Source organism: Rhodopseudomonas pseudopalustris (assembly GCF_900110435.1).
Taxonomy (GTDB): domain Bacteria; phylum Pseudomonadota; class Alphaproteobacteria; order Rhizobiales; family Xanthobacteraceae; genus Rhodopseudomonas; species Rhodopseudomonas pseudopalustris.
This window is the reverse complement of sequence record NZ_FODT01000003.1, coordinates 70,513-94,743: the sequence shown is the minus strand read 5'-3', so window position 1 is coordinate 94,743 and position 24,231 is coordinate 70,513. Positions and strand designations below refer to the sequence as shown.

The window sequence follows — 24,231 nt, the reverse complement described above, 5'->3', positions numbered from 1 at the left end:
CGGTTGCGGCGCCGGTCACGAGGCCGACGGCCGCGTCGACGGCCGCAACAGGCCGCTCTCGCCGCCGCGCCGGAGGAGAAGCACTGCGATCAGAACGGTCGGCGTGAGGATGCAGAGGCCGAGCCCGGTGATCTGCATCTGCGACAGCGGATTGATGCCGCCGCCGGGCGTCGCCAGCACGAAGCCGCCGATCACCAGCGCGATCCGCAGCGGCCATTCCGCCGCGCCGGCCCGGCGCAGATCGCCGATGCCGATCTGATAGCCCTGGATGCCGCCGCAGATGAACAGCGTGCCGATCGCCGCCAGCGCCATCAGGCCGATCGCGGCCAGATACGGGTCCGGTCCCTGCATCACCAGGGCCGGATTCATCACGAAGAAGAACGGGATGAAATAGATGATGCTGCCGACCCACATCGATTCCCAGCCGGTCTTCATCGCCGGCGATCCGGCGATCCCGGCCGCGGCGAACGAGGCGATCGCGACCGGTGGCGTGATCGACGACAGCATCCCCCAGTAGAAGATGAACATGTGCACCGCCATGCGGTTCAGCCCGAGCTTCTCCAACGCCGGCGCCACCAGAATGGCGAGGAAGATGTAACAGGCGGTCGTCGTCAGCCCGAGACCGAGGACCAGGCTCGTCACCGCGCACATCACCAACAGCAGGAAGGCGTTGTCGCCGGCGATCCGCAGCAGGTCGCCCGCGAGGCTGGAGATCACGCCTGTCATCGAAAAGGCGCCGATCAACAGGCCGCATCCGGCGAGAATGCCGACCAGTTCGACGAAGGTGCGGCCGTTGACCTCGAAGAACCGGCCGATGGTCGCGAGCGTCCAGCGGGTATCCTTCGAGAAGATCTGGTTGAGCACCAAGAGCAGCGCGGTGGCGTAGAACGGCGCGTGGCTTTCGCGCTTGAAGTGCAGCAGCATCACCACTAGCAGCGCGATGACGAAGACGTAGTACCAGCCCTCCTTCAGCGTCTGAATCACGCTCGGCAGTTCGGCGCGCGGGATGCCTTCCAGCCCGTGCCGCGCGGCGTAGGAATCCACCTGCATGAACAGGCCGATGTAGTAGAGCGTGGCCGGAATGATCGCGGCGACCGCGACCTCGGCGTAGGAAACGTTGAGGAATTGCGCGATCACGAAGGCGGTGGCGCCCATCACCGGCGGCGCCAGCACAGCGCCGGTCGAGGCGCAGGCTTCGATCGCGGCGGCATAAGAGGCGCGGAACCCGCTCTTCTTCATCACCGGGATGGTCATGGTCCCGGCGGTCAGCACGTTGGAGATGATCGAGCCCGACATCATGCCGAGCAGGCCGGAGGCGAAGATGCACACTTTCGCGGCGCCGCCGCGGAAGGTGCCGCAGATCGCAAAGGAAAGGTTGATGAAGAACTTGCCGGCGCCGGTCATCATCAGCGCGGTGCCGAACACCAGGAAGCCGATCACGGTGTCGGCAAAGGCCTGGATCGGAATTCCGAGCAGGCTCTCGCCGGACAGGACGTGATAGGCGGTCGCCTGTTCCAGCGTCGACTGCGAGCCGCCGAGCGGGCCGAGCCATCTCGCGCCGGCGAATAGCGGATACACCGTGAACGGAAACACGCAGAGCAGCAGGCTCCAGCCGCCGGTCCGCCGCAGCGCCTCCATCAGAAGCGCCCACATCGCCAATCCGGCGATGAACACCTGGGTCGGCGCGCCGCCGAACTCCCAGCCGGCCTCGGCCGCCTTGCGGATGTAGCTCATCAACACCAGCGCCGACGCGACCGTCAGTGCGAACAGTACGATGTCGTACCATGGCACGCGGTCGAGCCGCGCTTGCGCCGAGCCCGGAAAGATCAGGAAGGTGAACGGCAGCATCAGGGCGATCAGGAGATAAAAGTACTCCGTATTGAGCTGGGTGTAGTCGATGAAGAACCGCAGCGAGAATTGCTGGTTGATGCACAGCAGAATGGTCGCGGCGGCGGCGGCGATCAGCGCCCATCGCCAGAAGCCGTGCAGGGTGCGAACCCGCGTGACTTCGGCTTCCTGCATGTTGTCGACCGAATGCGGATCGTCGAACACGATCCGTTTGGTCGGGCGAGAGGCGTGCTGGTCTGCGCGCATGGCGTTGTCCCCCGGTGGCCGCGTCGGGGATTACTGCTCGAAGCCGTTCGGCATTGCTTCCTTCTTCAGCGCGGCCGCGCGCGCCGCCATCCAGCCGTCGAGAAACTCCTTGTCGCCGGACGGCGCCGAACCCACATAGGTCTTCCACGCGGCGGCGAGCACTCCCTGGCGCCTGATCAGCCCGTCATTGTGGGTCTGATCCTCCGGGCTCCATTGCCCGGCCTCCTGCAGCGCCTTCACTGCGCCGGGATGGAACGGGACCACCCATTTCATCGTCTGTGTCTTCACCGCGAGCCCGGCGGCGCCCGGCGCGCTGTCCTTATAGGTGTCGTAGTTGACGATCATCGATTTGGTGATCGCGTAGACCTGATCGGCCGGCTGTGAGCCGTAGACGGTCGCGATCGGGTAGGGGTAGTGCGACAGTTCGATCGGCTTGCCCGGCTCGTGCGCCGCGCCGCAGGTCGACACATGCGGCTTGAAGAACGGCGCGACTTTCATGACGCGTTCCCAGGCCGCCTTGTCGGCGTGGGGCATCGGCGGCCACATCAACCCGCGCGGCGAATTCTCGACCTCCTTCGCGGGGCCGGTGATGGTCGTTCCGAAGGTGGCGTCGACGTCGTTGTTGATCAGCCCCTTCCACATCGCGCCGTAGCTGGCGAATTCGATGATCTTGACGTCCTTCTGGGTGAGGCCGCCATACGCGATGATGCCGAGCGTGTTCTGGTTCACCGCCGGCGAGCCGACCACGAAGCCGACGCGCTTGCCGCGCAGATCCTTGATCTCTTTGACGCCGGCGTCCTTGGCCACGCCGAGCGATGTCGCGCTGCAGTCGACCACGCTGAGCGAGATCTGCAGCGACTGCGGTCCCCATTCCTTGGCGCCGAACTCGAACACGCCCTCTTGCGCGAAATACGTGCCGGATCCCATCCAGGCCATTTGAGCGCGGCCGGCGCGCAACGGCGCGAGGCGGGCGACGTCGTTGCCGGCGGGCAGCACGCGCACGTCGGTGCTGTGCTTGTCCTTCATCATCTTGCCGATCGCGACCGCGATGTTGAAGCCGGCGGTCCCGGTGTCGTAAGCGGTGAACGTCATCGTCGACGGCAGCTTCGGCTCATCTGCCGCCGCGCCGGTGGTGACGAAAACGGCGCACGAGATGGCGATGGTCGCCAGCGGACCAAACCGTCGGATCATGTCTCTCTCCCCAGATGCATTCGCTCGAGCGAATAGCTTTTTGAGGATCATGTCATCGCGAATAGATGTTAGCAACGCCGAGTGGGTCGATTGCCGTGCCGGTGTGTGGACAGATCGTCGCTGTGCAATGCGGCATGAAGTCGCTGAACGTTCGATCCGACTGGCCGCGGTGCGTCGCCGTTCAGGTCTCGATCACGGCGAGCAACTGGCCTTCGGCGACGACGTCATCGAGGCTGACATGCAGCGCCATCAGAGTTCCGCCGACGGGCGCGGAACAGGAATCTTCATCGCTTCGACAAACGGCGAAATGGCTCCGTCGCCGATGTCGTTACCGACCGCGACCGGCAATACGCAGACGCGCCCGCAACCTCGGTGGCGATCTTGATGTCGGGCATGGTGCCTCCGGCGTCTGAGTTCGCGCGCGCTGAGTTTCACCGGCGGTATCACGGAAAAATCTTGCGCTGAGTGGTCGAACAGCAGCGGGCGCTCCCGGCTTGTTTGTGTTGTCGACACAGATTGCGTGATGTAGCGTTGTGTTCAAGTGGAAATATATTCCGCAGAATGAAATCAAGAAATGTGCGTCGTTCCTGAACGATGGACGCTCCCGGCGCGGCGCATTGGGCATCAAGAACCAGCGGGAAGAAATAGGATGGGACGACGCTCGGAACGGCTCTGCAGGCAGGGTGGCAGTGGCGAATTCGCCGGCGAAGGCGATGTGATCCAGGTGGTGTCGCGCGCCTTCGACGTGTTGCGCTGCTTCGAGGGCGCTGAGGCGCGTCTCGGCAATCTCGAGATCTCCAATCGCTGCGGACTGCCGCGCTCGACGGTGTCGCGGCTGACCCACACGCTGACGCGGATGGGCCAGCTGGTGTATCTGCCGCGTGACCAGAAATATCGCATCGGCCCGAGCGCGGTGGCGATGAGTACGGCGATGATGCGCGGGCTGCAGCTGCGCAGTCTGATCCGGGCGCGGCTGCAGGAAGTCGCCGATCAGATCCCCGGCACGATCGGGTTCCTGATTCCGGACCGCTTTCATCTTGTATACTTTGAATATGCCCGCGCGCCGCATGCGTCGGGTCTGCAATCGACGACCGGCAGCCGGATTGCGATGACGCTTACGGCTGGAGGTCATGCCTACACAGCGGCGCTGGAAGAGGACGCTGCCAACGCGCTGCTGACCGAAATGGAGCGCGAATTCCCCGAGCACGCGCCGCTGCTGCGCAGCCGCCTCGAGGCCAATCGCGCGATGCTGCGCGAGCGCGGCTACGTGATCTCCTGCGGACTGTTCAGCCCGCGCATTAACGGCATCGCAGTGCCGATGTGGTCGCCGCAGTACCAGACCTATGTCGTGGTCAATATCGGCCTGTTGTCCGCGATGTACGACGAGCAGCGGATTCACGACGAGGTTGCGCCGGTGCTGCTGCGGCTGAGCGCAACGATCGACGCCCTGATACAGAACGCCGATGGCGGACTGCTGGCAGCCGGCGCGGGGAAGCCGACAGGCCGGACGGGAACGGCGACCGCGGCCCGACGAACCGACCCGCGCAGCATCCGCGCAGTGGACGAGCGGCGTCGACACGGTCAGGTGCCGGCCTGATCAACGACGGCTTGCCCTCCAGCCTCGTCCTTCGAGACGCGGCGAAGACGCCGCTCCTCGGGACGAGGTTCAGCAAAGTGCGGGGAGGCCGAGTCGTCGCTCGGCCCTCATGGTGAGGAGGCGCAAAGCGCCGTCTCGAGCCATGAGCTGATTTACTGCTTCCTACGCCGCCATTGGCCGCGGATGCTTGCTGATCATGAGCACGACCGCCGCCGCGATGATGCACAGCGCGCCGGCCACGAAGAACGCCGGCAGATAGCTCAGCAGTACGGTGCGCGACAGCCCGGCGCCGAACGAGGCGGCGGCCGCGCCCAATTGGTGACCTGCGAAGATCCAGCCGAACACCAGCCCGGCGCGCTCTGGGCCGAATTTCTGTGCGGTGAGCCGCACCGTCGGCGGCACCGTGGCGATCCAGTCGAGGCCGTAGAACAGCGCGAACAGCGACAGGCCGTAGAGGGTGAAATCGCTGAACGGCAGGAACAGCAGCGATAGGCCGCGCAGCCCGTAATACCAGAACAGCAGCCAGCGATTGTCGTAGCGGTCCGACAGCCAGCCCGACAGAATCGTGCCGACGAAATCGAAGATCCCCATCGCCGCGAGCAGGCCCGCCGCCTGCACCTGCGGAATGCCGAAATCGGCGCAAAGCGGGATCAGGTGAACCTGGATCAGCCCGTTGGTCGACGCGCCGCAGATGAAGAAGGTCCCGAACAGGATCCAGAACACCCGGGTCTTCGCCGCGTCGCGGAGTGCGCCCAGCGCCGCCGCCACGATCGGGGCGTTGGCGGGCGGGGGCGGCGGCAGCGGCTCGGTGCCCGTATCGCCGAACGGCCGCAACCCGAGATCGCTCGGCCGGTCGCGCATCATCAGCAGCACGCCCATCGCCGCGACGCCGAGGCCGGCGCACAGCAGCAGCAGCGCGGCGCGCCAGCCGAGCCGTTCGGTGAGGCTCGCCAGCAATGGCAGGAATACCAGTTGCCCGGTGGCGATGCTGGCGGTGAGGATGCCGACCACGAGGCCGCGACGATCGTTGAACCAGCGCGTGGCGACGGTGGCGCCCAGCACCATCGCGGTCAGCCCGGTGCCTATTCCGACCGCGAGCCCCCACAGAACCATCAACTGCCAGACCTGTGTCATCGCCACCGAGCCGACCAGGCTCAGCGCGACGATCACCTGACCGGCGAGCACGATGTTGCGCAGCCCGTAGCGGTTCATCAGCGCCGCCGCGAACGGCGCCATCAGTCCGAACAGAACGAAGCGGACCGACAGCGCCGAGGAAATCTCCGCGGTGGTCCAGCCGAACTCCTGCTGCAGCGGCAGGATGAAGACGCCCGGCGCGCCGACCGCGCCGGCCGAGACCAGTGTGGTCAGGAAGGTGACGCCGACCATCACCCAGCCGTAGTGGATGTCGCGGCGGGCGAGGGTGGCGGCGAGGGCGTTGGAGATCATCTGGGGCACCTGCGGAGTCGTGCGAGAGTTGGCGTTGCGGGCGGCCGAAGCGGGAGCGGGCTAGTGAGCGTCGCGCTCGATTGCAATCGCGGTGGCTTCACCGCCGCCGATGCACAGCGCCGCGACGCCGCGTTTCAGGCCGCGTGCCTGCAGCGCGTGCAGCAGGGTCACGATCAGCCGCGCGCCGGTGGCGCCGATCGGGTGGCCGAGCGCGCAGGCGCCGCCATTGACGTTGAGCCTGTCGCGCGGAATATCGAGGTCCTGTTGCGCCGCCATTGCCACCACCGCGAAGGCCTCGTTGATTTCGAACAGGTCGACGTCCTTGACGTTCCAGCCGACCTTGTCGAGGAGTTTGCGGACCGCCGGGATCGGCGCGGTGGTGAACCATTGCGGCTCCTGGCTGTGGGTGGCATGGCCCTTGATCTCGGCCAGTAGCGGCAGGCCGTTGCGCTCGGCGAGCGAGCGCCGCGCCAGAATCAGCGCCGCGGCGCCGTCGGCATTTGCGGAGGAGGCCGCCGGCGTGATCGTGCCGTCGGCTCGGAACGCCGGCTTCAAAGCGGGGATCTTCGCCGGATCGACCTTCAGCGGGTGTTCGTCATTGGCGATTTCGCGCGGTCCGGCCTTGTCGGTCACGGTGACCGGCACAATCTCCGCATGGAACGCGCCGGTCTGAACCGCGTTGCGGGCGCGGGTCAGCGTCTCGATCGCATAGACGTCCTGGTCGGCGCGGGTGAACTGATAGGCCTCGGCGGTGGCCTCGCCGAAATCGCCCATCGACCGACCGCTCTCATAGGCGTCTTCCAGGCCGTCCATCAGCATGTGGTCGATGATCCGGTCGTGGCCGACGCGATAGCCGCTGCGCGCCTTGGCCAGCAGATAGGGGGAGTTGCTCATGCTCTCCATGCCGCCCGACAGCACGATGTCGGCAGAGCCGGCGCGGATCAGGTCGTTTGCCAGCATGGTCGCTTTCATGCCGGAGCCGCAGACCTTGTTGACCGTTGTGGCGCCGGTGGCGTCCGGCAATTTCGCGCCGCGCGCCGCCTGCCGTGCCGGTGCCTGACCCTGGCCGGCGGTGAGAACACAGCCCATCAGGACTTCGTCGATCCGTTCGGGGGCGAGCTTGCCCCGCGCCAGCGCTGCGCCGATCACCTGGCTGCCGAGCCGATGAGCGCTGAGTCCAGACAGCTCGCCCTGGAAGCGGCCGAGCGGCGTGCGCGCCGCGGAAACGATGACGACAGGATCCGACATGCGAGTTCTCCCAGCACAGATGTTCGTTGCGACGACCGCGGTGCAATTGAATATGATAGTCATCATATAATGAGATTAGAGGATTGCAACCTCCGGCCGGCGCACAACGCTGTGAATCTCCGGCGGTGGATGACGCGGGGGAGCGCTACCTTGTCGCACGCCGGAGCTGGCGCTTGCCGTGCTCCGTGGTCCATATATATGATGATCGTCATATCAAATCGAACGCATGGTTAGCCCGATGAGTCTTTCCGAAAGTCCTTCCGAAACGTCCGCCCTTTCGCCGCAGGCCGCTCTGTTCGCGCCGCAGTCGAGGCGGTGCCGCAGCATCGAGTGGCAGGAGCCCCGGCTGGTGACCCGCGCCGCGATGGCGATGTCGGGGCTGGAGGCGATGCGTGCGATCCGGGACGGCGTATTGCCGCCGCCGCCGCTGGCGAAACTGATCGGATTCACGATGGCGGAGGTCGAGCCCGGGCTGGTCGTCATGGAGCTCGAGCCGGAGCAGAGCCTGGAAAACACCGTCGGCCTGTTACACGGCGCCGTCGCGGCCGCGCTGCTCGACACCGCGATGGGCTGCGCCCTCTCGACCCACCTGCCGGCCGGGCAGGGATCGGTGACGCTGGACCTTAAATTGACCTATCTGCGGCCGCTGTCGGTACGTTCGGGCACCATTCGGGCCGAGGGCCGGGTGATCAAGCTCGGCCGGCAGTCGAGCTATACCGAGGGCTTCGTCCGCGACGGCGCCGGCAAGCTCGCGGTGCACGGCACTGCGACGTTCTCGATGATCGGGGGCGGGCCTTCGCAGCCACGTGCGCTCCCCGAAGATTCCTGAGGCGGGTGCGTTAGCTGTATCGCGGAATCAGCGTTTCCGATTGACGAACTCGCCCATCAGTCTCTGCGGCTCGCCTGTGAGGTAGGACTGCCCGAACACGGGGATCGAGTGCGCGACCGACTCGCGCAGCGGCATGTCGTGCCATGCGGTCAGCAAAGCCTTCTGCGCCCGGAGCGCCTGCGGCGCGCAGGCGAGTAGCGATTCGACGAGGCTCTCGACGGCGTCGTCGAGTTCGCCCGGCGGCGCGATCTTGTCGATCAGGCCCCAGTCGAGCGCGGTCTTTGCGTCGATGGTGTCGGCGGTCATCAGCAGATAGCGTGTCCGGCTCCAGCCGATCAGCCGCGGCAACAAAGCGGCGTGGATCACGGACGGGATTCCGACCCGCACTTCCGGCATCGCGAATTTGGAATCGTGGGCTGCGACGCGGAAATCGCAGGCGGCGGCGAATTCCAGTCCGCCGCCGAGGCACCAGCCGGGAATTCGCGCGATCACCGGAGACGGAACCGTGCGCACCGTCTCGCACAATCTGCCGAGTCCGGTGATGAAGCGTTCGGCCGAGGCCTGATCCAGCGTCGCCATCTCCTTGATATCGGCGCCGCCGATCATACTGCGGTCGCTTTCTCCGGCGACAATCACGACGCGATTTGTCTCGTCGGCAGCGACCTCCGCGACGCCCTGGCGGACCCCGTCGATCACCCGAGAGTTCAGGATGTTGAGTGGGCCGGCGTTACAGATCGTCAACCGGACGACGCCGCGGGCATCTTTCGCAACGCCGCAATGGGAATTGATCATCCGCATGAATTGCCTCACGTTTCCTCGGTCTGTTTGTTCTGGGGCAAGCGGCTGTTTGTCAAGCGGGCGAAGCCATCCGATATGTCGCGCTTTCGGCAGTGGCGTTCCGGCGGGAGCTCGCTATGATATGATCAGAAACATCTGATAGGCTACGATGCGCTACTCGAAAGAACACAAGCTCGAAACCCATGACCGCATCGTGCGGAAGGCTTCGGTGCGGCTGCGCGAGAAGGGCGCTCACGGCATCGGCGTCGCCGATTTGATGAAGGATGCCGGCCTGACCCATGGCGGGTTCTATGCGCATTTCTCCTCGCGCGAGCAGTTGGTGATCGAGGCCTTCGCCTATGCGATGGACCGCTCCGACGAACGCTGGCGCAAGCTCGCCGCGGAGACGCCGCCGCAGGAGCGGATGGCGCTGATCGTCAACAGCTATCTGTCGGCGACGCATCGCGACGACCCCGGCCGCGGCTGCGCTGTGCCGGCGCTCGGCGCCGAGATCGCCCGCGAAAGCCCGAAGACGCGCAGGGCGTTTGCCGCCAAGCTCGAGCGGATGATCGAGACGATCGCGACGGATTTCGTCGACGCGCCACCAAAAGCGGCACGCAAGCAGGCGATGGCGACGCTCGCTATCATGATGGGATCGCTGCTGATGGCGCGGATCGCCGGCGGTGGGGAACTCTCCGACGCCATTCTGCAGGCTGGCCGCGATGCCGTTCTTGCAGGGGCGGCCGATCGGAAGGCGCCGGTGAAACCGCGCGCTCCGCGCAAGCCGGTGGCGAAAACTAAAGCCGTGGCCAAACCCCGCAAAGCCACCGCCTGATTCTGCTTCCGACACTGAGAGCCGCTCGCACGCGCCGTGTGCGGCGGTGACTTTATGCCGCTTCAAGGTGATCTCTGCATTTTGGCAGGTGTCTCACGCGCGCAGGCCCTTCCCAAAGATCAAAAAAGGCTGTTCAAGGGGACCAGAAAACAGCCTTTCAGGAGGATACGGATGCGCACGATCGGGCACTTCATCGGCGGCAAAGAGGTCGAAGGCAAGTCGGGACGTTTCGCCGACGTATTCGAGCCGATGACCGGCGAGGTCAAAGCCAAGGTCGCGCTCGCCACCCGCGCCGAGCTGCGCGCCGCCGTCGAGAACGCCAGGGCCGCGCAGCCGGAATGGGGCGCGACCAACCCGCAGCGCCGCGCCCGCGTGATGATGAAGTTCCTCGACCTGGTGCAGCGCGACTACGACAAGCTCGCCGAGTTGCTGGCGCGCGAGCACGGCAAGACCATTCCGGACGCCAAGGGCGACATCCAGCGCGGTCTCGAAGTCGCCGAGTTCGCCTGCGGCATTCCGCATCTGATGAAGGGCGAATACACCGAAGGCGCCGGCCCCGGCATCGACATCTATTCGATGCGCCAGCCGCTCGGCGTGGTCGCCGGCATCACCCCGTTCAACTTCCCGGCGATGATCCCGATGTGGAAGTTCGCCCCCGCGATCGCCTGCGGCAACGCTTTCATCCTGAAGCCGTCGGAGCGCGATCCCGGCGTGCCGATGGCGCTTGCGGCTTTGATGATCGAAGCTGGGCTGCCGCCCGGCATCCTCAACGTCGTCAACGGCGACAAGGAGGCGGTCGACGCGATTCTCGATGACGCCGACATCCGCGCGGTCGGCTTCGTCGGCTCGTCGCCGATCGCGCAATATATCTACGAGCGCGCGGCGGCGACCGGCAAGCGCGCCCAGTGCTTCGGCGGCGCCAAGAATCACGCCATCATCATGCCCGACGCCGACATCGACCAGACCGTCGACGCGCTGATCGGCGCCGGCTTCGGCTCGGCCGGCGAACGCTGCATGGCGATCTCGGTCGCGGTGCCGGTCGGCAAGGCGACCGCGGACAGGCTGATGGAAAAGCTGATCCCGCGCGTCGAGGCGCTGAAGATCGGTCCCTCGACCGATCCATCGGCCGATTTCGGTCCGCTGGTCACGCGTGAGGCGCTGGAGCGCGTCAAGAACTACGTCGATATCGGCGTCAAGGAAGGCGCGACGCTGGCCGTCGACGGCCGCAATTTCAAGCTGCAAGGCTATGAGAACGGCTTCTACATGGGCGGCTGTCTGTTCGACAACGTCACCCGCGACATGCGGATCTACAAGGAAGAGATCTTCGGCCCGGTGCTGAGCGTGGTACGCGCCCACGATTACGCCGAAGCGCTGGCGCTGCCCTCGGACCACGATTACGGCAACGGCGTTGCGATCTTCACCCGCGACGGTGACGCCGCCCGCGACTTCGCGGCGAAGGTCAATGTCGGCATGGTCGGCATCAACGTGCCGATCCCGGTGCCGATCGCCTACTACACGTTTGGCGGCTGGAAGAAGTCCGGCTTCGGCGATCTCAACCAGCACGGTCCGGATTCGGTGCGGTTCTACACCAAGACCAAGACCGTCACCTCGCGCTGGCCCTCCGGCGTCAAGGAAGGCGCGGAGTTCTCGATCCCGTTGATGAAGTAGGCGCGGGCTGCGATGCAGTTCGACCTCGACGAAGACCAGCGCGCCATTCGTGACATGGCGCGCGATTTCGCGGCCGAGAAAATCGCGCCGCACGCATTGAAATGGGACGAGGACAAGCACCTGCCGCTCGACGTGATCCGGCAGGCGGCCTCGCTCGGCATCGGCGGAATCTACATCCGCGACGACGTCGGCGGCAGCGCGATGACGCGGTTCGACGCGGCGCTGATCTTCGAGTCGCTGGCGGAAGGCTGCCCGGCGGTGTCGGCGTTCATCTCGATCCACAACATGGCGGCGTGGATGATCGACAGCTACGGCAGCGACGCGCAGCGTCGGCAATGGCTGCCGAGACTGTGCAGCATGGAGCTGATCGCGAGCTACTGCCTGACCGAACCCGGCTCCGGCTCCGACGCCGCGGCGCTGCGTACCCGCGCGGTGCGCGACGGCGATGACTACGTGCTCAACGGCCAGAAGCAGTTCATCTCCGGCGCGGGCGCGAACGACCTTTACGTCGTGATGGTGCGCACCGGCAGCGACGGCCCGGGCGGAATCTCGACGCTGGTGGTCGACAAGGATACGCCCGGCCTGTCGTTCGGCGCCAACGAGCGCAAGATGGGCTGGAACGCGCAGCCGACCCGCTCGGTGATCTTCGAGAACGCGCGCGTGCCGGTCGCCAACCGGCTCGGCGACGAGGGCATCGGCTTCAAGATCGCGATGGCCGGTCTCGACGGCGGCCGGCTCAACATCGCGGCGTGCTCGCTCGGCGGCGCGCAGTCGGCGCTCGACAAGGCGCTCGGCTACATGAAAGATCGTAAGGCTTTCGGCAAGCGGCTCGACGAATTCCAGGCGCTGCAGTTCCGCATCGCCGACATGGCGACCGAACTGGAAGCGGCGCGGACATTTCTGTGGCGCGCGGCCGCGGCGCTCGATCGCAAGGACCCCGACGCGGCCAAACTGTGCGCGATGGCGAAGCGGTTCGGCACCGATGTCGGTTTCAATGTCGCCAACGACGCACTGCAGATGCATGGCGGCTACGGCTATCTCGCCGAATACGGTGTCGAGAAAATCGTGCGCGATCTGCGCGTGCATCAGATTCTCGAAGGCACCAACGAGATCATGCGGCTGATCGTGGCGCGCAAACTGCTCGAGGACAATCGATGAACGCGCCGATGATCGAGCCCGACCTGATTGTGCGGCGTGAGGGCTCAGCCGGCGTCGTCCGTCTCAACCGGCCGAAGGCGCTCAATGCGCTGACGCTCGAGATGGCGCGCGGCCTCGACGCGGCGCTGACTGAGTTCGGGGCCGATCCGGCCGTGGCGCTGATTCTGATCGAGGGCGCCGGCGAACGCGGGCTGTGCGCCGGCGGCGACATCGTCGGGCTGTACAACAGCGCGCGCGAAGGCGGCGATCTCGGTGCGGTGTTCTGGCGCGAAGAATACGTCATGAACGCCCGCATCGCGAAGTACCCGAAGCCCTATGTGGCCTATATGGACGGCTTCGTGATGGGCGGCGGGGTCGGCATCGCCGGTCATGGCAGCCATCGCATCGTCACCGAGAAGACCAGAATCGCGATGCCGGAAGTCGGCATCGGTTTTTTCCCCGATGTCGGCGGCACCTGGCTGTTGTCGCGCTCGCCCGGCGAGATCGGCACTTACTTCGGCCTCACCGGCGAGACCATGAATGGCGCCGACGCGATCCACGCCAGATTCGCCGACGCTCATGTGCCGACGTCCGCGTGGGCGGAATTGCGCGCGGCGCTGATCGCAGCGCCCGCGGGGGCTGACGCCGATCAGGTTCGCAGCATCATCGCGGGTTTCGCTGCGACGCCCGAGCCCGGGCCTGCGCAGCTTCACGGCCGACAGATCGATGCGTGGTTCGCGCACGACACGGTCGAAGAGATTTTCGCCGATCTGGAACGTGACGGATCGGAGTTCGCGCTGGCGACGCTGAAGGCGATGCGCGGCAAGTCGCCGACCAGCCTCAAGGTGGCATTGAAGCTGCTGCGGATGGCGCGCGGCGCGGCGACGCTGGAACAGTGTCTGGTGCATGAATATCGCGCCGCGCTCGAAGTCTTCCGAAGCGCCGACTTTGTCGAGGGCATCCGCGCTGCGGTGATCGACAAGGATCGCGCTCCGAAATGGCAGCCGGCGCGGATCGACGAGGTGACGCCGCAGATCGTGGCGCGCTACTTTGCCGATCGCGGTGTCGAGGAATTGAAGTTTCCGGACTGAACAGACGGGCCCGTCGAGAACGAAGAAGGGGAGGACAATGACAGCAATCGCATTCATCGGTCTCGGCAATATGGGCGGCCCGATGGCCGCCAATCTGGTCAAGGCCGGGCGGCACGTCACCGGCTTCGATCTCGCCGCGGCGTCGATCGAGGCGGCCAAGGCCGACGGCATTACGATTGCGAAATCAGCGGTCGAAGCCGTGCAGGGCGCAGGCGTGGTGGTCACCATGCTTCCCGCCGGCAAGCACGTGCTCGCGGTCTGGAACGAGATCCTTCCGCACGTCGCCAAGGGCGCGCTGATCATCGACTGCTCGACCATCGACGTCGAAAGCGCGGTGCAGGCTCATGCGCTGGCGGCGAAGTGCGGCGCCGCGTCGATCGATGCGCCGGTCTCCGGCGGCACCGGCGGCGCGAAAGCGGCGACGCTGACCTTCATGGCCGGCGGCAGCGAGGCGGCGTTCGCCGCGGCCAAGCCGGTGCTCGAACAAATGGGCAAGAAGATCGTGCATTGCGGCGGCGCAGGCGCCGGGCAGGCGGCCAAGATCTGCAACAACATGATCCTCGGCATTTCGATGATCGCGGTCAGCGAAGCATTCACGCTGGCCGAGAAGCTCGGCCTGTCGCATCAGGCGTTGTTCGATGTCGCGTCCACCTCGTCGGGCCAGTGCTGGTCGCTGACCAGCTATTGCCCGGTGCCTGGCCCGGTGCCGGCGTCGCCCGCCAACAACAGCTACAAGCCGGGCTTCGCCGCGGCGTTGATGCTGAAGGACCTGAAGCTGTCGCAGGAGGCGGCGAAGGCCTCCGGCGCGGCCACCCCGCTCGGCGCACATGCCGCCGAAATCTACACGGCGTTCGAACAGGCCGGCCATGGCGGCGCTGATTTTTCGGGAATCATCAACCACCTGCGCGAGCAGGGAAGGAAGTAGTTTCGCCTCTGTCGCGTGCCGTGGGCACAGAGCCGTCATCCTGAGGCGCTCGCCCGCAGGGCGAGCCTCGACGGATGCGGACACAAGCGCAAGCGGCCCATCCTTCGAGACGCCGGGCTTCGCCCTGCGGGCCAGGCCCGGCTCCTCAGGATGACGCTGGTTAGCATAGCCGATGCTGTTGCTTTTTAATGAGGGCGCCATGACCACCTTCCAGCAAGCCCGTGCCTTTCTACTCGAACATCGGACCGACTACGCCGCGGCCGTCGCCGGCTTCCGCTGGCCGGATCCGGCGCCGTTCAACTGGGCGCTCGACTGGTTCGACGCCGAACTCGCGACCAACGCCGACAGCCGTGATCGCGCCGCGCTGTGGATCGTCGACGGCATCACCGGCGTCGAGCTCAAGCCGAGCTTTGCGACGATGTCGAAGCGCTCCAATCAGGTCGCGAACTATCTGCGCGCGCAGGGCCTGAAACGCGGCGATCATCTGCTGCTGCTGCTCGGCAACGTCGTGCCGCTGTGGGAGACGATGCTGGCGGCGATCAAGCTCGGAATCGTGGTGATCCCGGCGACCACGCTGCTGACGCCCGACGAATTACGCGACCGGCTCGACCGCGGCGCCGCCAAGGCGGTGGTCGCAGCGCCCGATCAGGTGGCGAAATTCGCCGATCTCGGCGGCGATGACCTCATCCGCATCGTGGTCGGCAGCCCGCAGGACGGCTGGCGTGGTTACGACGAGGCCTCGCAGCAATCCGACAGCTTCACGCCGGATGGGCCGACCCAGGCCGACGATCCGATGCTGCTGTACTTCACCTCCGGCACCACGGCGAAGCCGAAACTGGTGCGGCACAGTCAGCGCTCTTATCCGGTCGGCGCGCTGTCGACGATGTTCTGGCTCGGTCTGCAGCCGGGCGACGTCCATCTCAACATTTCGTCGCCAGGCTGGGCCAAGCACGCCTGGAGTTGTTTCTTCGCGCCGTGGAACGCCGGCGCCACCGTGTTCGTGGTCAACCAGCCGCGGTTCGACGCCAAGAGTCTGCTCGCGACGATCGGCCGCTGTGGCGTCACCACACTGTGCGCGCCGCCCACGGTGTGGCGGATGTTCATTCAGGAGAAGCTCGCCGACTACAAGGTGAGCCTGCGCGAAGTGTGCGGCGCCGGCGAGCCGCTCAATCCGGAAGTGATCGATCAGGTCAACGCGGCATGGGGCGCCACGATCCGCGACGGCTACGGCCAGACCGAGACCACCGCGATGGTCGGCAATTCGCCCGGCCAGCCCGTGAAGATCGGCTCGATGGGCCGGCCGCTGCCGGGCTACGTCGTCAGGATCACCGACGCCGACGGCCATCCCGCGAAGGAAGGCGAGATCACGCTGGCGCTCGGCGATGCGCGCCCGGCCGGCTTGATGCAGGGCTATCAGGGCGAAGGCGGCAAATTGTCGGGCGCCGAGGGCGATATCTATCGCAGCGGCGACGTGGCATTCGCCGATGACGACGGTTATCTCACCTTCGTCGGTCGGACCGATGACGTCTTCAAATCGTCGGACTACCGGATCAGCCCGTTCGAGCTGGAGAGCATCCTGCTCGAACACGAGGCCGTCGCCGAAGCCGCTGTGGTCCCGAGCCCCGATGCGATCAAGCTGGCCATTCCGAAAGCCTATGTGCTGCTCACGGCCGACGCCGAGCGCTCGCGCGACACGGCGCTGTCGATCTTCCGCCACATGCAGCGACGTCTGGCGCCGTTCAAGCGCATCCGCAAGCTCGAGTTGGTGACCGAACTGCCGAAGACGATCTCCGGCAAGATCCGCCGCGTGCATCTGCGTCGCCTCGAACACGACGACGACCGCGCCGACACCCTGCGTGGCGTCGAGTATCGCGAAGAGGATTTTCCGGAGTTGAAAGCCGCGCCTGCGAAGGAGGGGTGAGGGCGCGTCGCGCGTCCACCTCTCGTTCGTCATTCCGGGTCTGCGCGCGGGTGCGCGCATCCCCGAATGACGATTGTTACTTATACTCCCGCTCGTCCCACCACGGGAAATATGCGGGCATGTCGGCAGAGACCTTGTTCTTGAATTGCGCCGGGCGTTTTTCCAGGAACGAGGTGACGCCTTCCTTGACGTCGTCGGAGCGGCCGCGCTCGTAGATGCCGCGGCTGTCGATCTTGTGCGCTTCCATCGGATCGTCGGCTCCGAGCATCCGCCACATCATCTGCCGGATCAGCGCGACCGAGACCGGCGCGGTCTTCGCGGCGATTTCCTTCGCGAGCGTACGGGCGGTCTCCAGCAACTGATCGGCGGGCACGACGCGGCTGACGAGTTTGCCTGCGAGCGCTTCCTGCGCCGGGAAGACGCGGCCGGTGTAGCACCACTCCAAGGCTTGGCTGATGCCGACGATGCGCGGCAGGAACCAGCTCGACGCCGCTTCCGGGACGATGCCGCGCTGTGAGAACACGAATCCGAACCGCGCAGCCTCCGAGGCGATGCGGATGTCCATCGCGAGTTGCATGGTGACGCCGATGCCGACCGCGGGGCCGTTCACGGCCGCGATCACCGGCTTCAGGCATTTGAAGATGCGCAGCGTCACCTGGCCGCCGCCGTCGCGCACCTGCGGGTCGCTATAGTCGGCGGCGCCGTCGGCATGACGCTTCACCGGACCGCGGCGCGCGTCGCGATCGAAAGTGTCGGCGCCCGAGGATAGATCCGCGCCGGCGCAGAACGCGCGGCCTTCGCCGGTGACGATGATGGCGCGAATGTCGTCGTCGGCGTCGGCCTTGTCGAACGCCTCGATCAGCTCGGTCTGCATCGCCGCATTGAACGCGTTCAGCTTCTCGGGCCGGTTCAGCGTGATGGTCAGGATCTGGTCGGCGACCTCGTATTTGATCGTCTCGAACGTCATGGGTGTTTCCTTCGCCCGTTGTTATTCTTGTTGAAGCCTCTCGTCGCGTCATTCCGGGATGCGCGCCGTTGCGCGCAGGCCCGGAATCCATATCCCCTGCATTGGTTATGGATTCCGGGTTCGCCGCTGTGCGGCGCCCCGGAATGACGATGGTTAGTTGGTGCGCGGTGTGTTGGTCAAGCTCGGACGTTCAGCGCGGCGGCTCGGGCCATGGAAGCTGTCGGCCGCGCAGGCCTTCGAACGCTTTTGCCATTTTGAGGACGCCGAGATCGTCGAACCTGCGTCCGACGATCTGCACGCCGATCGGAAAGCCCTTCGCGCTGTAGCCGCCATTGATCGACGCGGCCGGGTTCTCGGCCATATTCCATGGCACGGTATAGAGGATGTGATCGAACGGTTTGTCGGGATCGTCGAGCGGCGAGGCGCGCTCGGCGGGAAAACTGACGACCGGCGCGACTGGCGAGATCAGGTAGTCGATATCCGCGAACAGCTCCGCGCCGATCGCGCGGACCGCCATCGTCATGTTGAAGCCGCGCATAACCTCGACGCCGGTCAGCTGCGCGCCTCGCTCGGCCCAGCGATAGATGTAAGGCAGCACCTGACTGCGCTGTTCGTCGCTGAGCTGTGCGAGATCGTCCCAGAGCCGCGCCCGCCAGAAATTGTCGAGCCCGTCCATCATCGCGCGGGTGAAGCCGAGTTGAACCTCCTGCACGATCGCGCCTTGCGCCTCGAATGCGCGCGCGGCTTTCACCACGACGTCGCGCACCTCGTCCTCAAGCGCCAGCCCGAAGCCGAGATCGGTGACGAGCCCGAGTTTCTTTCCGCGCAGATCGATCGCCAGATCGTGCCACGCGAAATCGTGCGGCGGCAGGCTCATGCCGTCACGCGCATCGGGCTGCGACAGCACGCTCATCATCAGCGCGGCGTCGTCGACGGTGCGGGTCATCGGCCCGGCGCAGCGGCCGACATAAGGCGGATCGATCGGCACGCGGCCGAGGCTCGGCTTCAGCGCGAACAGGCCGCACCAGTTCGCCGGCAGCCGCACCGAGCCGCCGATATCGCTGCCGAGATGCAGCGGCCCGTAGCCCGCAGCGCCGGCCGCGCCGGCGCCCGAGGACGAGCCGCCGGTGTTCTGCGTCAGATCCCAGGGATTGCGCGTGATGCCGTGGAAGCTCGACAGCCCCGACGACAACATCCCGAAATCCGGCATCGTGGTCTTGGAATAGATCACCGCACCCGCTTCGCGCAGCCGCGCCGAAGGCGGCGCATCGGCCGGCGCCGGCGCGAGCCCCGTCGTCGCCGCGCCGAGCGGCACCGGCGTGCCTTGCGTCGCGAGGTTCTCCTTGATCGTCACCGGCACGCCGTCGAGCGGGCCGATCGGGTCGCTGTTGCGCCAGCGTTCGGTGGAGGCCTTCGCCACGGCGCGCGCGCCGTCGGGATCGAACGCGTACAGCGCCTTGATGTGTGGCTCCCAGCGCGCGATTTGCGCGATCACATCGTCGATCACGTCGAGCGGCGAGAACTGCTTGGCGTAGTAGCCGGCGAGCAGTTCGGTGGCGGAGAGCGCGTGCAGCGCGGTGGCCTTGTTCATCACGCCGTCAGACATGTGAGGCGCCCGCCGGCAGCCGGGTTTCGATGATGCGCGCGAACATGCTGGCGCCGATCGGCAGGATTTTGTCGTCGAGCACGTAGCCGGGATTGTGCACCGGTACGTCGCCGTCATGGCCGATCCAGAAATACGCGCCGGGGATCGTCTGCAGCATGTCGGCGAAATCCTCGCTACCCATTTTCGGCTGCTCGCGCAGCTTGACGTTGGCGTCGCCGACCACGCCGCGCGCGACCGTAGCGACCACGTCGCTCTGCTCCTGCTGGTTCACCAGCACGCTGAAGATGTCGCGGATGTCGACGCTGATCTCGACGTCGAACGCCGCTGCGATGCCGGCGGCGAGCGCGCGCATTCGCTCGCGCACCAGCTTGCGGATGTCGTCGGAGAACGCACGGACGGTGCCGGCGAGCCGCGCTTCGCCGGGAATCACATTGTAGGCCGAGCCGGAATGAATCTGGGTGATCGACAGCACCGCCGAGTGCAGCGGATCGACGTTGCGGCTGACGATGGTCTGCAGCGCCTGGCCGAGCGTCATCGCGATCACCACCGGGTCCTTGGAGCGCTCCGGCATCGCGCCATGCGCGCCGTAGCCCGAGATGGTGATGTCGAAAAAGTCGGCGCCCGCCATCGCCGGTCCGGGCAGGATCGCGACCTCGCCATGCGCCAGATCGGGCGCGTTGTGCAGGCCGTAGAGTTCGTCACACGGAAATTTCTGGAACAGCCCGTCCTTGATCATCGCGCGCGCGCCGCCGAGCCCTTCTTCGGCCGGTTGGAAGATGAAATGCACCGTGCCGTCGAAATTCCGGGTCTCGGCGAGATACCGCGCGGTTCCCAACAACATCGTGGTGTGGCCGTCATGGCCACAGCCGTGGAAGCGGCCGGGGATGGTCGAGCGCCACGGCAGGTTGGTGTGCTCCTCCATCGGCAGCGCGTCCATGTCGGCGCGCAGGCCGATCCGGCGGCCGCTATTGCCCTTGCCCTTGAGCACGCCGACCACGCCAGTGCCGCCGAGCCCGCGATGCACCTCGATGCCCCATTCGTCGAGCTTCTCGGCGACCATGTTGGAGGTGCGGACCTCCTCGAAGCCGATCTCCGGATGCATATGCAGATCGCGGCGGATCGCGGTCAGTTCGTCGGCGAAGGCATCGATGCGGTCGATCGTCGGCATGCTGAGGTCACCCTGGGGGTTCGGGACACGTTAGGGCGATCTGCAGGCAAGGACCGGCAGGGATCGGGCAGCGACGATCCGCACGGGCCGCAGGGCGCCGGGCGGCATCTCAGCCGATATTGCGGGGCGATGTCAAAGCGCCAAGCCGCGAAAGCCGCTTCGCTGACGCAACCCCGCTTTGCGTTGCCGCGCCACCTCGATTATGAATGCGGCGATCTGGCGCGGAACGCGGCGTGCATCGCCGCCCGCCTGGACCTGACCATTGCGGTCGCATCCGTTGCGACCCGGCGGCCGGATGCGGACGTGGCGGAACTGGTAGACGCAAGGGACTTAAAATCCCTCGATGGCAACGTCGTGCGGGTTCGACCCCCGCCGTCCGCACCACAGGCATCGAAGTCAATGCTTTGCACAGCGCGGCATGTCCTCGCCCGGCGAAGCAGTACTTTCTGATCAGCTTCAGCATCGCGATGCGGCACCGCCCGCGTGTCCCGTTCACGCAGCGATCGGTGCGCGTCCCTTGCTCACTGCTGATTTCAATTCCGCCATTTGTTGAGATCGCGGCGGATGCGCTCGGCCGTCGTGGCGAAAGCGGAGGCGCGGATCGTGCGCGCGGAATAGCGCCGCAGGTCGACCAGCCATCCATAGGCGTGGCCGATCAGCGTGCGCGGCAGGATCGCATCGGCGAGTTGCTGATAGTCGTTGCTGTAGGCGGTCTTGTACGGCTCGTCGCCGACGCCGAAATCGAACGTCGCGAGCCCCGCATTGGCGCTCCATTCCATCAGGAATTCATTGTGCATCCGGCCGAGCGCGTAGGGCCGCCACGCCGCGTCGACGTCGAACGCCGTCAGCAGATGATAGAACCGGCCGGCGAACACGAAGCCCCAATGCGCTGCGCGCGGCGTGCCGTCGATCATCAGCGCAGAGACGTGGACGGCGCCGGTTGCGAACAGCCGGCGGGTGATCTCGACGTAGTAATCGGCGTAGCCGGGTTCGCTGGCGAAGCGGTCGACGCCGATCGTGTCGACCAGCCGCCGGCCTTTCATCGCCATCGCCGCCGTCGTGAAGGCGATCGCCTCGTCGACATTGTCGGCGATGCGGAACTCCGTCGCGCCGAGTCGGTCGAGCTTGCGCAGCCTGCGGCGCGAATCCGAGAGGTCGGGCAGGATGTCGCGCGCAGCCGCCGACCAGTCCGCCGGCAGTTTGAGCGTATGCGTGCCGTGGGCGCTGCGCGCGGTCGCCAGATGCAGGAAGGGATTGGCGATCCCGTCGATGGTCTCGGGCATCTTGCGGAAGATCGCGATGTCGTAGGCCGGCAGATGCGGCTGCAGATCGTCCCACAGCCGACGCATCGCAGCGCCGTCCCAATGCTGTGCGGGCGCGAAGACGATCGGCGCGTTGAAGTCGCTGACGGTGCCGTCGAGGAAGCCGAGCACGCGCAGTCCGTCGCGGCGTTCGATCCCGAGCGGCAGCAGCAGCAGCGGTGCGCCGTCCTGTGTGGTCACGGCGACGAACAGCGGCTTCACGCGCTGCGCCGCGCCGATGGTGTCGCGCCAGACCTCGAGCACGTCGGCGCATTGAAACACGAAGCGATGGCCGGGCGTCGCTTCACTGATCCCGGGCCAGAACGGGAGGTCCGACAGCTTCGCCGCCACAGCGATCGAGAGCGCGGCGGGCAGGGCGGTTCCGGTCGCGGATGGATCTGCAGCGGGGCGATCGGTCGGTTGTGGTGCGGGTTGTGTCTGGGCCGAATCCGTCCCACAACGCGCCGGTTCGCTGTCGATCCTGCGCCGGATATTCGGGCCGTGCATGCCTCGTCCTTCAACCAGTATGGTGATTTCCACAGGGAACAGATAGCGTTGAATCGATTCAGTCAATGAGTGCTGGTCTCAAAGGGGCTTTGTCAATTGTCAGCGTTAACGAGTCTCCGATGCTGTCGGCTCATGCGGGCCCGACGCTGGCCTTGCGCGAAATCGGCCTCATTCCGGACACCGACGCGTGATCTGACGCCGCCACCATGCTGAACCAGCGCCCCAGTCTGATGATCGATCGCCGCGGCCGTCCGTTCCGGATTCGGCTTGCGGTGTCCGCCGTCCTGATGGCCGGCGGGGCCGGTCTGTCGGGTTGCGCCGTGATCGGCGATAGCGCGATATCGCAGGCGTTCGTCGATCCGGCGAAGTACGAGCTGTTCAATTGCCCGCAGCTTGCGGTCGAGCGAAAGGGGCTCGACGCGCGCCTTGCCGAGCTGAACGGGCTGATGCGCAAGGCGGAGACCGGCGTCGCCGGTTCGGCCGTCTCCGAGATCGCCTATCGCAACGACTACATCAACTTGAAGGCGCAATCGCGCCTCGCCGAGCAGACCTGGCGCGACAACAAATGCGTCGAGGAGCCGCCTGCGCCTGTGGCGGCTCCGTCCGGCGCCCGCGACCCCGCACGATCGGACCGCGTCACGTCGAAACGCTGACACTCGGGGTCGGATGCGATCAGAAACCCGACGTTGCGACGCCGTGCGTCACGCCCGCCAGTCGTAGATCCAATTCTGCCGCGCCAGCAGCCGTTCGCCGCCGAGCGCCTGCATCGCCAGATCGCGCGCCAGTGCGATCGGACCCTTGAGGTGATAGATGCCGCCGTTCTGCCGCGCCAGCCGCTGCACCCGCGCCACCCGCGCGCTGCGCGCCTGCGCGTAGCGCTGGAGCGACGCCGCAACCGGGAGCGCGGCGTTTGAAGCGTCCGCGCCATGGCTTTCGCCGAGGCATTTCGCCAGCACCGCGGCGTCCTCGATCGCCATGCCCGCGCCCTGCGCTGCGAACGGCAGCATTCCATGCGCCGCGTCGCCGAGCAGCGCGGTCGAGCCCGCGGTCCACACCCCGCCATCCGGCATCGCGAACAGCGCCCAGCGCTTCCAGTTTTCGACCGAGTCAATCAGCAGCCTCGCCGCGGACGCCCAGCCGGCGGCGGCGAACCGGCGTTGGATGTCACGGGCGTCGCCGGGTGCGCTCCAACCCTCGCGGCGCCAGTCGTCCGCAACAATCGCCACCAGATTGACGAGCCGCCCGCCGGAGATCGGATAGACCACGAGATGCGCGTCCGGTCCCATCCAGAGCTGCACGCCGGCGAGCGCGGCGCGTTGCGGCAGCGCCTTGGCCTCGACCGTGCCGCGCCAGGCAATTAGTCCGCTGAAACGAGGCTGCGCCGTCGGAAACAATTTCCCGCGCACCGTCGACCAGATGCCGTCGGCGCCGATCAGCGCCAGCGCAGAGTCCTGCCTGCGCTCGGCGCGGCAGCGATGGCCGATACTGACGCCGTGGACGTCGTTGGCGAAATCCTCGAACCGGCAGCCGAGCCGCAGATCGATCGACGGGTGGGCGTTGACCTGCGCTTCGAGCGCGGCTTGCAAATCGGCGCGGTGGATCACCCAATAGGGCGCGCCGGCGCGTGCGCCCGCGGCGTCGCCGAGCGGCAGCCGCACCAGCGCGCGGCCGGTCCGCGCGCTCATCACCGTCACCGCGTCCGGCACGATCGCGCGCTGCGCGAGCCGGCCGGCAAGACCGAGATCGATCAGCACGCGGCTGGCGTTGGGGGAAAGCTGGAGTCCGGCGCCGGCTTCCTCGAGCCGTTCCGCCTTCTCCAGATTGATGACTCGGAAGCCCTTTGCCGCGAGCGCGAGCGACGTCGTCAGCCCGCCAATTCCCGCACCAGCAACGATGATTGTGCGGGGGGCTGACACGTCGCGA

General features: G+C 66.4%; 20 protein-coding genes and 1 tRNA gene. 11 read left to right on the top strand and 10 right to left on the bottom strand.

The annotated features are described in order from the left end of the window. Window positions 1-15: 15 nt before the first annotated feature. Both BMY71_RS06730 and BMY71_RS06725 read right to left on the bottom strand, forming a co-directional pair. Entirely contained in the window at window positions 16-2,094 is a 2,079-nt protein-coding gene (locus BMY71_RS06730; protein WP_092682616.1) for a TRAP transporter permease, read from the bottom strand. Between the two features lie 30 nt (window positions 2,095-2,124). Further along, entirely contained in the window at window positions 2,125-3,285 is a 1,161-nt protein-coding gene (locus BMY71_RS06725) for a TAXI family TRAP transporter solute-binding subunit (protein WP_092682614.1), read from the bottom strand. Window positions 3,286-3,412: 127 nt separating this feature from the next. Here BMY71_RS06725 and BMY71_RS25560 point away from each other — a divergent pair, with 127 nt between their 5' ends. After that, the gene (locus BMY71_RS25560; protein ID WP_041805387.1) at window positions 3,413-3,670 is read left to right on the top strand and encodes a hypothetical protein; all 258 of its coding nucleotides are present in this window, start codon (window positions 3,413-3,415) and stop codon (window positions 3,668-3,670) included. Window positions 3,671-3,934: 264 nt separating this feature from the next. Then, window positions 3,935-4,882, top strand: coding sequence for an IclR family transcriptional regulator (locus BMY71_RS06715; protein WP_092682612.1), 948 nt, complete (start codon window positions 3,935-3,937; stop codon window positions 4,880-4,882). Window positions 4,883-5,044: 162 nt separating this feature from the next. Here BMY71_RS06715 and BMY71_RS06710 read toward each other — a convergent pair whose 3' ends face one another. Beyond that, window positions 5,045-6,328 (bottom strand): MFS transporter, encoded by a 1,284-nt coding sequence (locus BMY71_RS06710; protein ID WP_092682610.1) that lies wholly within the window; start codon window positions 6,326-6,328, stop codon window positions 5,045-5,047. Between the two features lie 60 nt (window positions 6,329-6,388). Beyond that, window positions 6,389-7,576 (bottom strand): acetyl-CoA C-acyltransferase, encoded by a 1,188-nt coding sequence (locus tag BMY71_RS06705; RefSeq protein ID WP_092682608.1) that lies wholly within the window; start codon window positions 7,574-7,576, stop codon window positions 6,389-6,391. Window positions 7,577-7,814: 238 nt separating this feature from the next. On the opposite strand from BMY71_RS06705, the gene BMY71_RS06700 reads away from it, so the two are divergent. Then, on the top strand, window positions 7,815-8,405 hold the full coding sequence (locus BMY71_RS06700; protein ID WP_092682606.1) for a PaaI family thioesterase: 591 nt from the start codon (window positions 7,815-7,817) through the stop codon (window positions 8,403-8,405). 27 nt (window positions 8,406-8,432) lie between these two features. Here BMY71_RS06700 and BMY71_RS06695 read toward each other — a convergent pair whose 3' ends face one another. Continuing rightward, window positions 8,433-9,203, bottom strand: a complete 771-nt coding sequence (locus tag BMY71_RS06695) for an enoyl-CoA hydratase (protein ID WP_092682604.1) — start codon at window positions 9,201-9,203, stop codon at window positions 8,433-8,435. A gap of 148 nt (window positions 9,204-9,351) precedes the next feature. Between BMY71_RS06695 and BMY71_RS06690 the strand changes: the two genes are divergently transcribed. From BMY71_RS06690 to BMY71_RS06665, 6 genes are all read left to right on the top strand, one after another. Beyond that, on the top strand, window positions 9,352-10,017 hold the full coding sequence (locus BMY71_RS06690) for a TetR/AcrR family transcriptional regulator (RefSeq protein ID WP_011503694.1): 666 nt from the start codon (window positions 9,352-9,354) through the stop codon (window positions 10,015-10,017). 171 nt (window positions 10,018-10,188) lie between these two features. After that, the gene (locus BMY71_RS06685) at window positions 10,189-11,685 is read left to right on the top strand and encodes a CoA-acylating methylmalonate-semialdehyde dehydrogenase (RefSeq protein ID WP_041805386.1); all 1,497 of its coding nucleotides are present in this window, start codon (window positions 10,189-10,191) and stop codon (window positions 11,683-11,685) included. 12 nt (window positions 11,686-11,697) lie between these two features. After that, on the top strand, window positions 11,698-12,843 hold the full coding sequence (locus tag BMY71_RS06680) for an isobutyryl-CoA dehydrogenase (protein ID WP_092682602.1): 1,146 nt from the start codon (window positions 11,698-11,700) through the stop codon (window positions 12,841-12,843). Then, entirely contained in the window at window positions 12,840-13,913 is a 1,074-nt protein-coding gene (locus tag BMY71_RS06675) for an enoyl-CoA hydratase/isomerase family protein (protein ID WP_092682600.1), read from the top strand. The genes BMY71_RS06680 and BMY71_RS06675 overlap by 4 nt, the downstream gene beginning before the upstream one ends. Before the next feature lie 37 nt (window positions 13,914-13,950). Beyond that, entirely contained in the window at window positions 13,951-14,838 is an 888-nt protein-coding gene (gene mmsB / locus BMY71_RS06670) for a 3-hydroxyisobutyrate dehydrogenase (RefSeq protein WP_092682598.1), read from the top strand. A 199-nt stretch (window positions 14,839-15,037) separates the two neighbouring features. Then, window positions 15,038-16,759, top strand: coding sequence for an AMP-binding protein (locus BMY71_RS06665; RefSeq protein ID WP_092682596.1), 1,722 nt, complete (start codon window positions 15,038-15,040; stop codon window positions 16,757-16,759). A gap of 76 nt (window positions 16,760-16,835) precedes the next feature. Here the strand turns inward: BMY71_RS06665 and BMY71_RS06660 are convergent, their stop codons facing one another. From BMY71_RS06660 to BMY71_RS06650, 3 genes are all read right to left on the bottom strand, one after another. Next, on the bottom strand, window positions 16,836-17,726 hold the full coding sequence (locus BMY71_RS06660) for a crotonase/enoyl-CoA hydratase family protein (protein ID WP_011503688.1): 891 nt from the start codon (window positions 17,724-17,726) through the stop codon (window positions 16,836-16,838). Window positions 17,727-17,916: 190 nt separating this feature from the next. Further along, window positions 17,917-19,332, bottom strand: coding sequence for an amidase (locus BMY71_RS06655; RefSeq protein ID WP_092682594.1), 1,416 nt, complete (start codon window positions 19,330-19,332; stop codon window positions 17,917-17,919). Then, entirely contained in the window at window positions 19,325-20,500 is a 1,176-nt protein-coding gene (locus BMY71_RS06650) for a M20 aminoacylase family protein (protein ID WP_092682592.1), read from the bottom strand. Before BMY71_RS06650 ends, BMY71_RS06655 begins: the two co-directional genes overlap by 8 nt. 297 nt (window positions 20,501-20,797) lie before the next feature. Between BMY71_RS06650 and BMY71_RS06645 the strand changes: the two genes are divergently transcribed. Next, window positions 20,798-20,884, top strand: a tRNA-Leu gene (locus tag BMY71_RS06645). 149 nt (window positions 20,885-21,033) lie between these two features. Here BMY71_RS06645 and BMY71_RS06640 read toward each other — a convergent pair. Continuing rightward, a complete protein-coding gene (locus BMY71_RS06640) occupies window positions 21,034-22,152 on the bottom strand; it encodes a GNAT family N-acetyltransferase (RefSeq protein ID WP_175557625.1) in 1,119 nt (372 codons plus the stop codon). A 362-nt stretch (window positions 22,153-22,514) separates the two neighbouring features. Here BMY71_RS06640 and BMY71_RS06635 point away from each other — a divergent pair, with 362 nt between their 5' ends. Beyond that, window positions 22,515-22,961, top strand: a complete 447-nt coding sequence (locus BMY71_RS06635) for a twin-arginine translocation pathway signal (RefSeq protein ID WP_092682588.1) — start codon at window positions 22,515-22,517, stop codon at window positions 22,959-22,961. A 48-nt stretch (window positions 22,962-23,009) separates the two neighbouring features. On the opposite strand, the gene BMY71_RS06630 is transcribed toward BMY71_RS06635, so the two are convergent. Then, complete coding sequence (locus BMY71_RS06630) at window positions 23,010-24,224, bottom strand: FAD-dependent monooxygenase (RefSeq protein ID WP_092682586.1); 1,215 nt, start codon at window positions 24,222-24,224, stop codon at window positions 23,010-23,012. Window positions 24,225-24,231: the final 7 nt, after the last annotated feature.

Excerpts from the sequence above, each read along its gene's own strand:
- BMY71_RS06730 (WP_092682616.1), bottom strand. The coding sequence starts at position 2,094 with ATGCGCGCAGACCAGCACGCCTCTCGCCCGACCAAACGGATCGTGTTC.
- BMY71_RS06725 (WP_092682614.1), bottom strand. The coding sequence starts at position 3,285 with ATGATCCGACGGTTTGGTCCGCTGGCGACCATCGCCATCTCGTGCGCC.
- BMY71_RS25560 (WP_041805387.1), top strand. The coding sequence starts at position 3,413 with ATGCGGCATGAAGTCGCTGAACGTTCGATCCGACTGGCCGCGGTGCGT.
- BMY71_RS06715 (WP_092682612.1), top strand. The coding sequence starts at position 3,935 with ATGGGACGACGCTCGGAACGGCTCTGCAGGCAGGGTGGCAGTGGCGAA.
- BMY71_RS06710 (WP_092682610.1), bottom strand. The coding sequence starts at position 6,328 with ATGATCTCCAACGCCCTCGCCGCCACCCTCGCCCGCCGCGACATCCAC.
- BMY71_RS06705 (WP_092682608.1), bottom strand. The coding sequence starts at position 7,576 with ATGTCGGATCCTGTCGTCATCGTTTCCGCGGCGCGCACGCCGCTCGGC.
- BMY71_RS06700 (WP_092682606.1), top strand. The coding sequence starts at position 7,815 with ATGAGTCTTTCCGAAAGTCCTTCCGAAACGTCCGCCCTTTCGCCGCAG.
- BMY71_RS06695 (WP_092682604.1), bottom strand. The coding sequence starts at position 9,203 with ATGCGGATGATCAATTCCCATTGCGGCGTTGCGAAAGATGCCCGCGGC.
- BMY71_RS06690 (WP_011503694.1), top strand. The coding sequence starts at position 9,352 with ATGCGCTACTCGAAAGAACACAAGCTCGAAACCCATGACCGCATCGTG.
- BMY71_RS06685 (WP_041805386.1), top strand. The coding sequence starts at position 10,189 with ATGCGCACGATCGGGCACTTCATCGGCGGCAAAGAGGTCGAAGGCAAG.
- BMY71_RS06680 (WP_092682602.1), top strand. The coding sequence starts at position 11,698 with ATGCAGTTCGACCTCGACGAAGACCAGCGCGCCATTCGTGACATGGCG.
- BMY71_RS06675 (WP_092682600.1), top strand. The coding sequence starts at position 12,840 with ATGAACGCGCCGATGATCGAGCCCGACCTGATTGTGCGGCGTGAGGGC.
- mmsB (WP_092682598.1), top strand. The coding sequence starts at position 13,951 with ATGACAGCAATCGCATTCATCGGTCTCGGCAATATGGGCGGCCCGATG.
- BMY71_RS06665 (WP_092682596.1), top strand. The coding sequence starts at position 15,038 with ATGACCACCTTCCAGCAAGCCCGTGCCTTTCTACTCGAACATCGGACC.
- BMY71_RS06660 (WP_011503688.1), bottom strand. The coding sequence starts at position 17,726 with ATGACGTTCGAGACGATCAAATACGAGGTCGCCGACCAGATCCTGACC.
- BMY71_RS06655 (WP_092682594.1), bottom strand. The coding sequence starts at position 19,332 with ATGTCTGACGGCGTGATGAACAAGGCCACCGCGCTGCACGCGCTCTCC.
- BMY71_RS06650 (WP_092682592.1), bottom strand. The coding sequence starts at position 20,500 with ATGCCGACGATCGACCGCATCGATGCCTTCGCCGACGAACTGACCGCG.
- BMY71_RS06635 (WP_092682588.1), top strand. The coding sequence starts at position 22,515 with ATGCTGAACCAGCGCCCCAGTCTGATGATCGATCGCCGCGGCCGTCCG.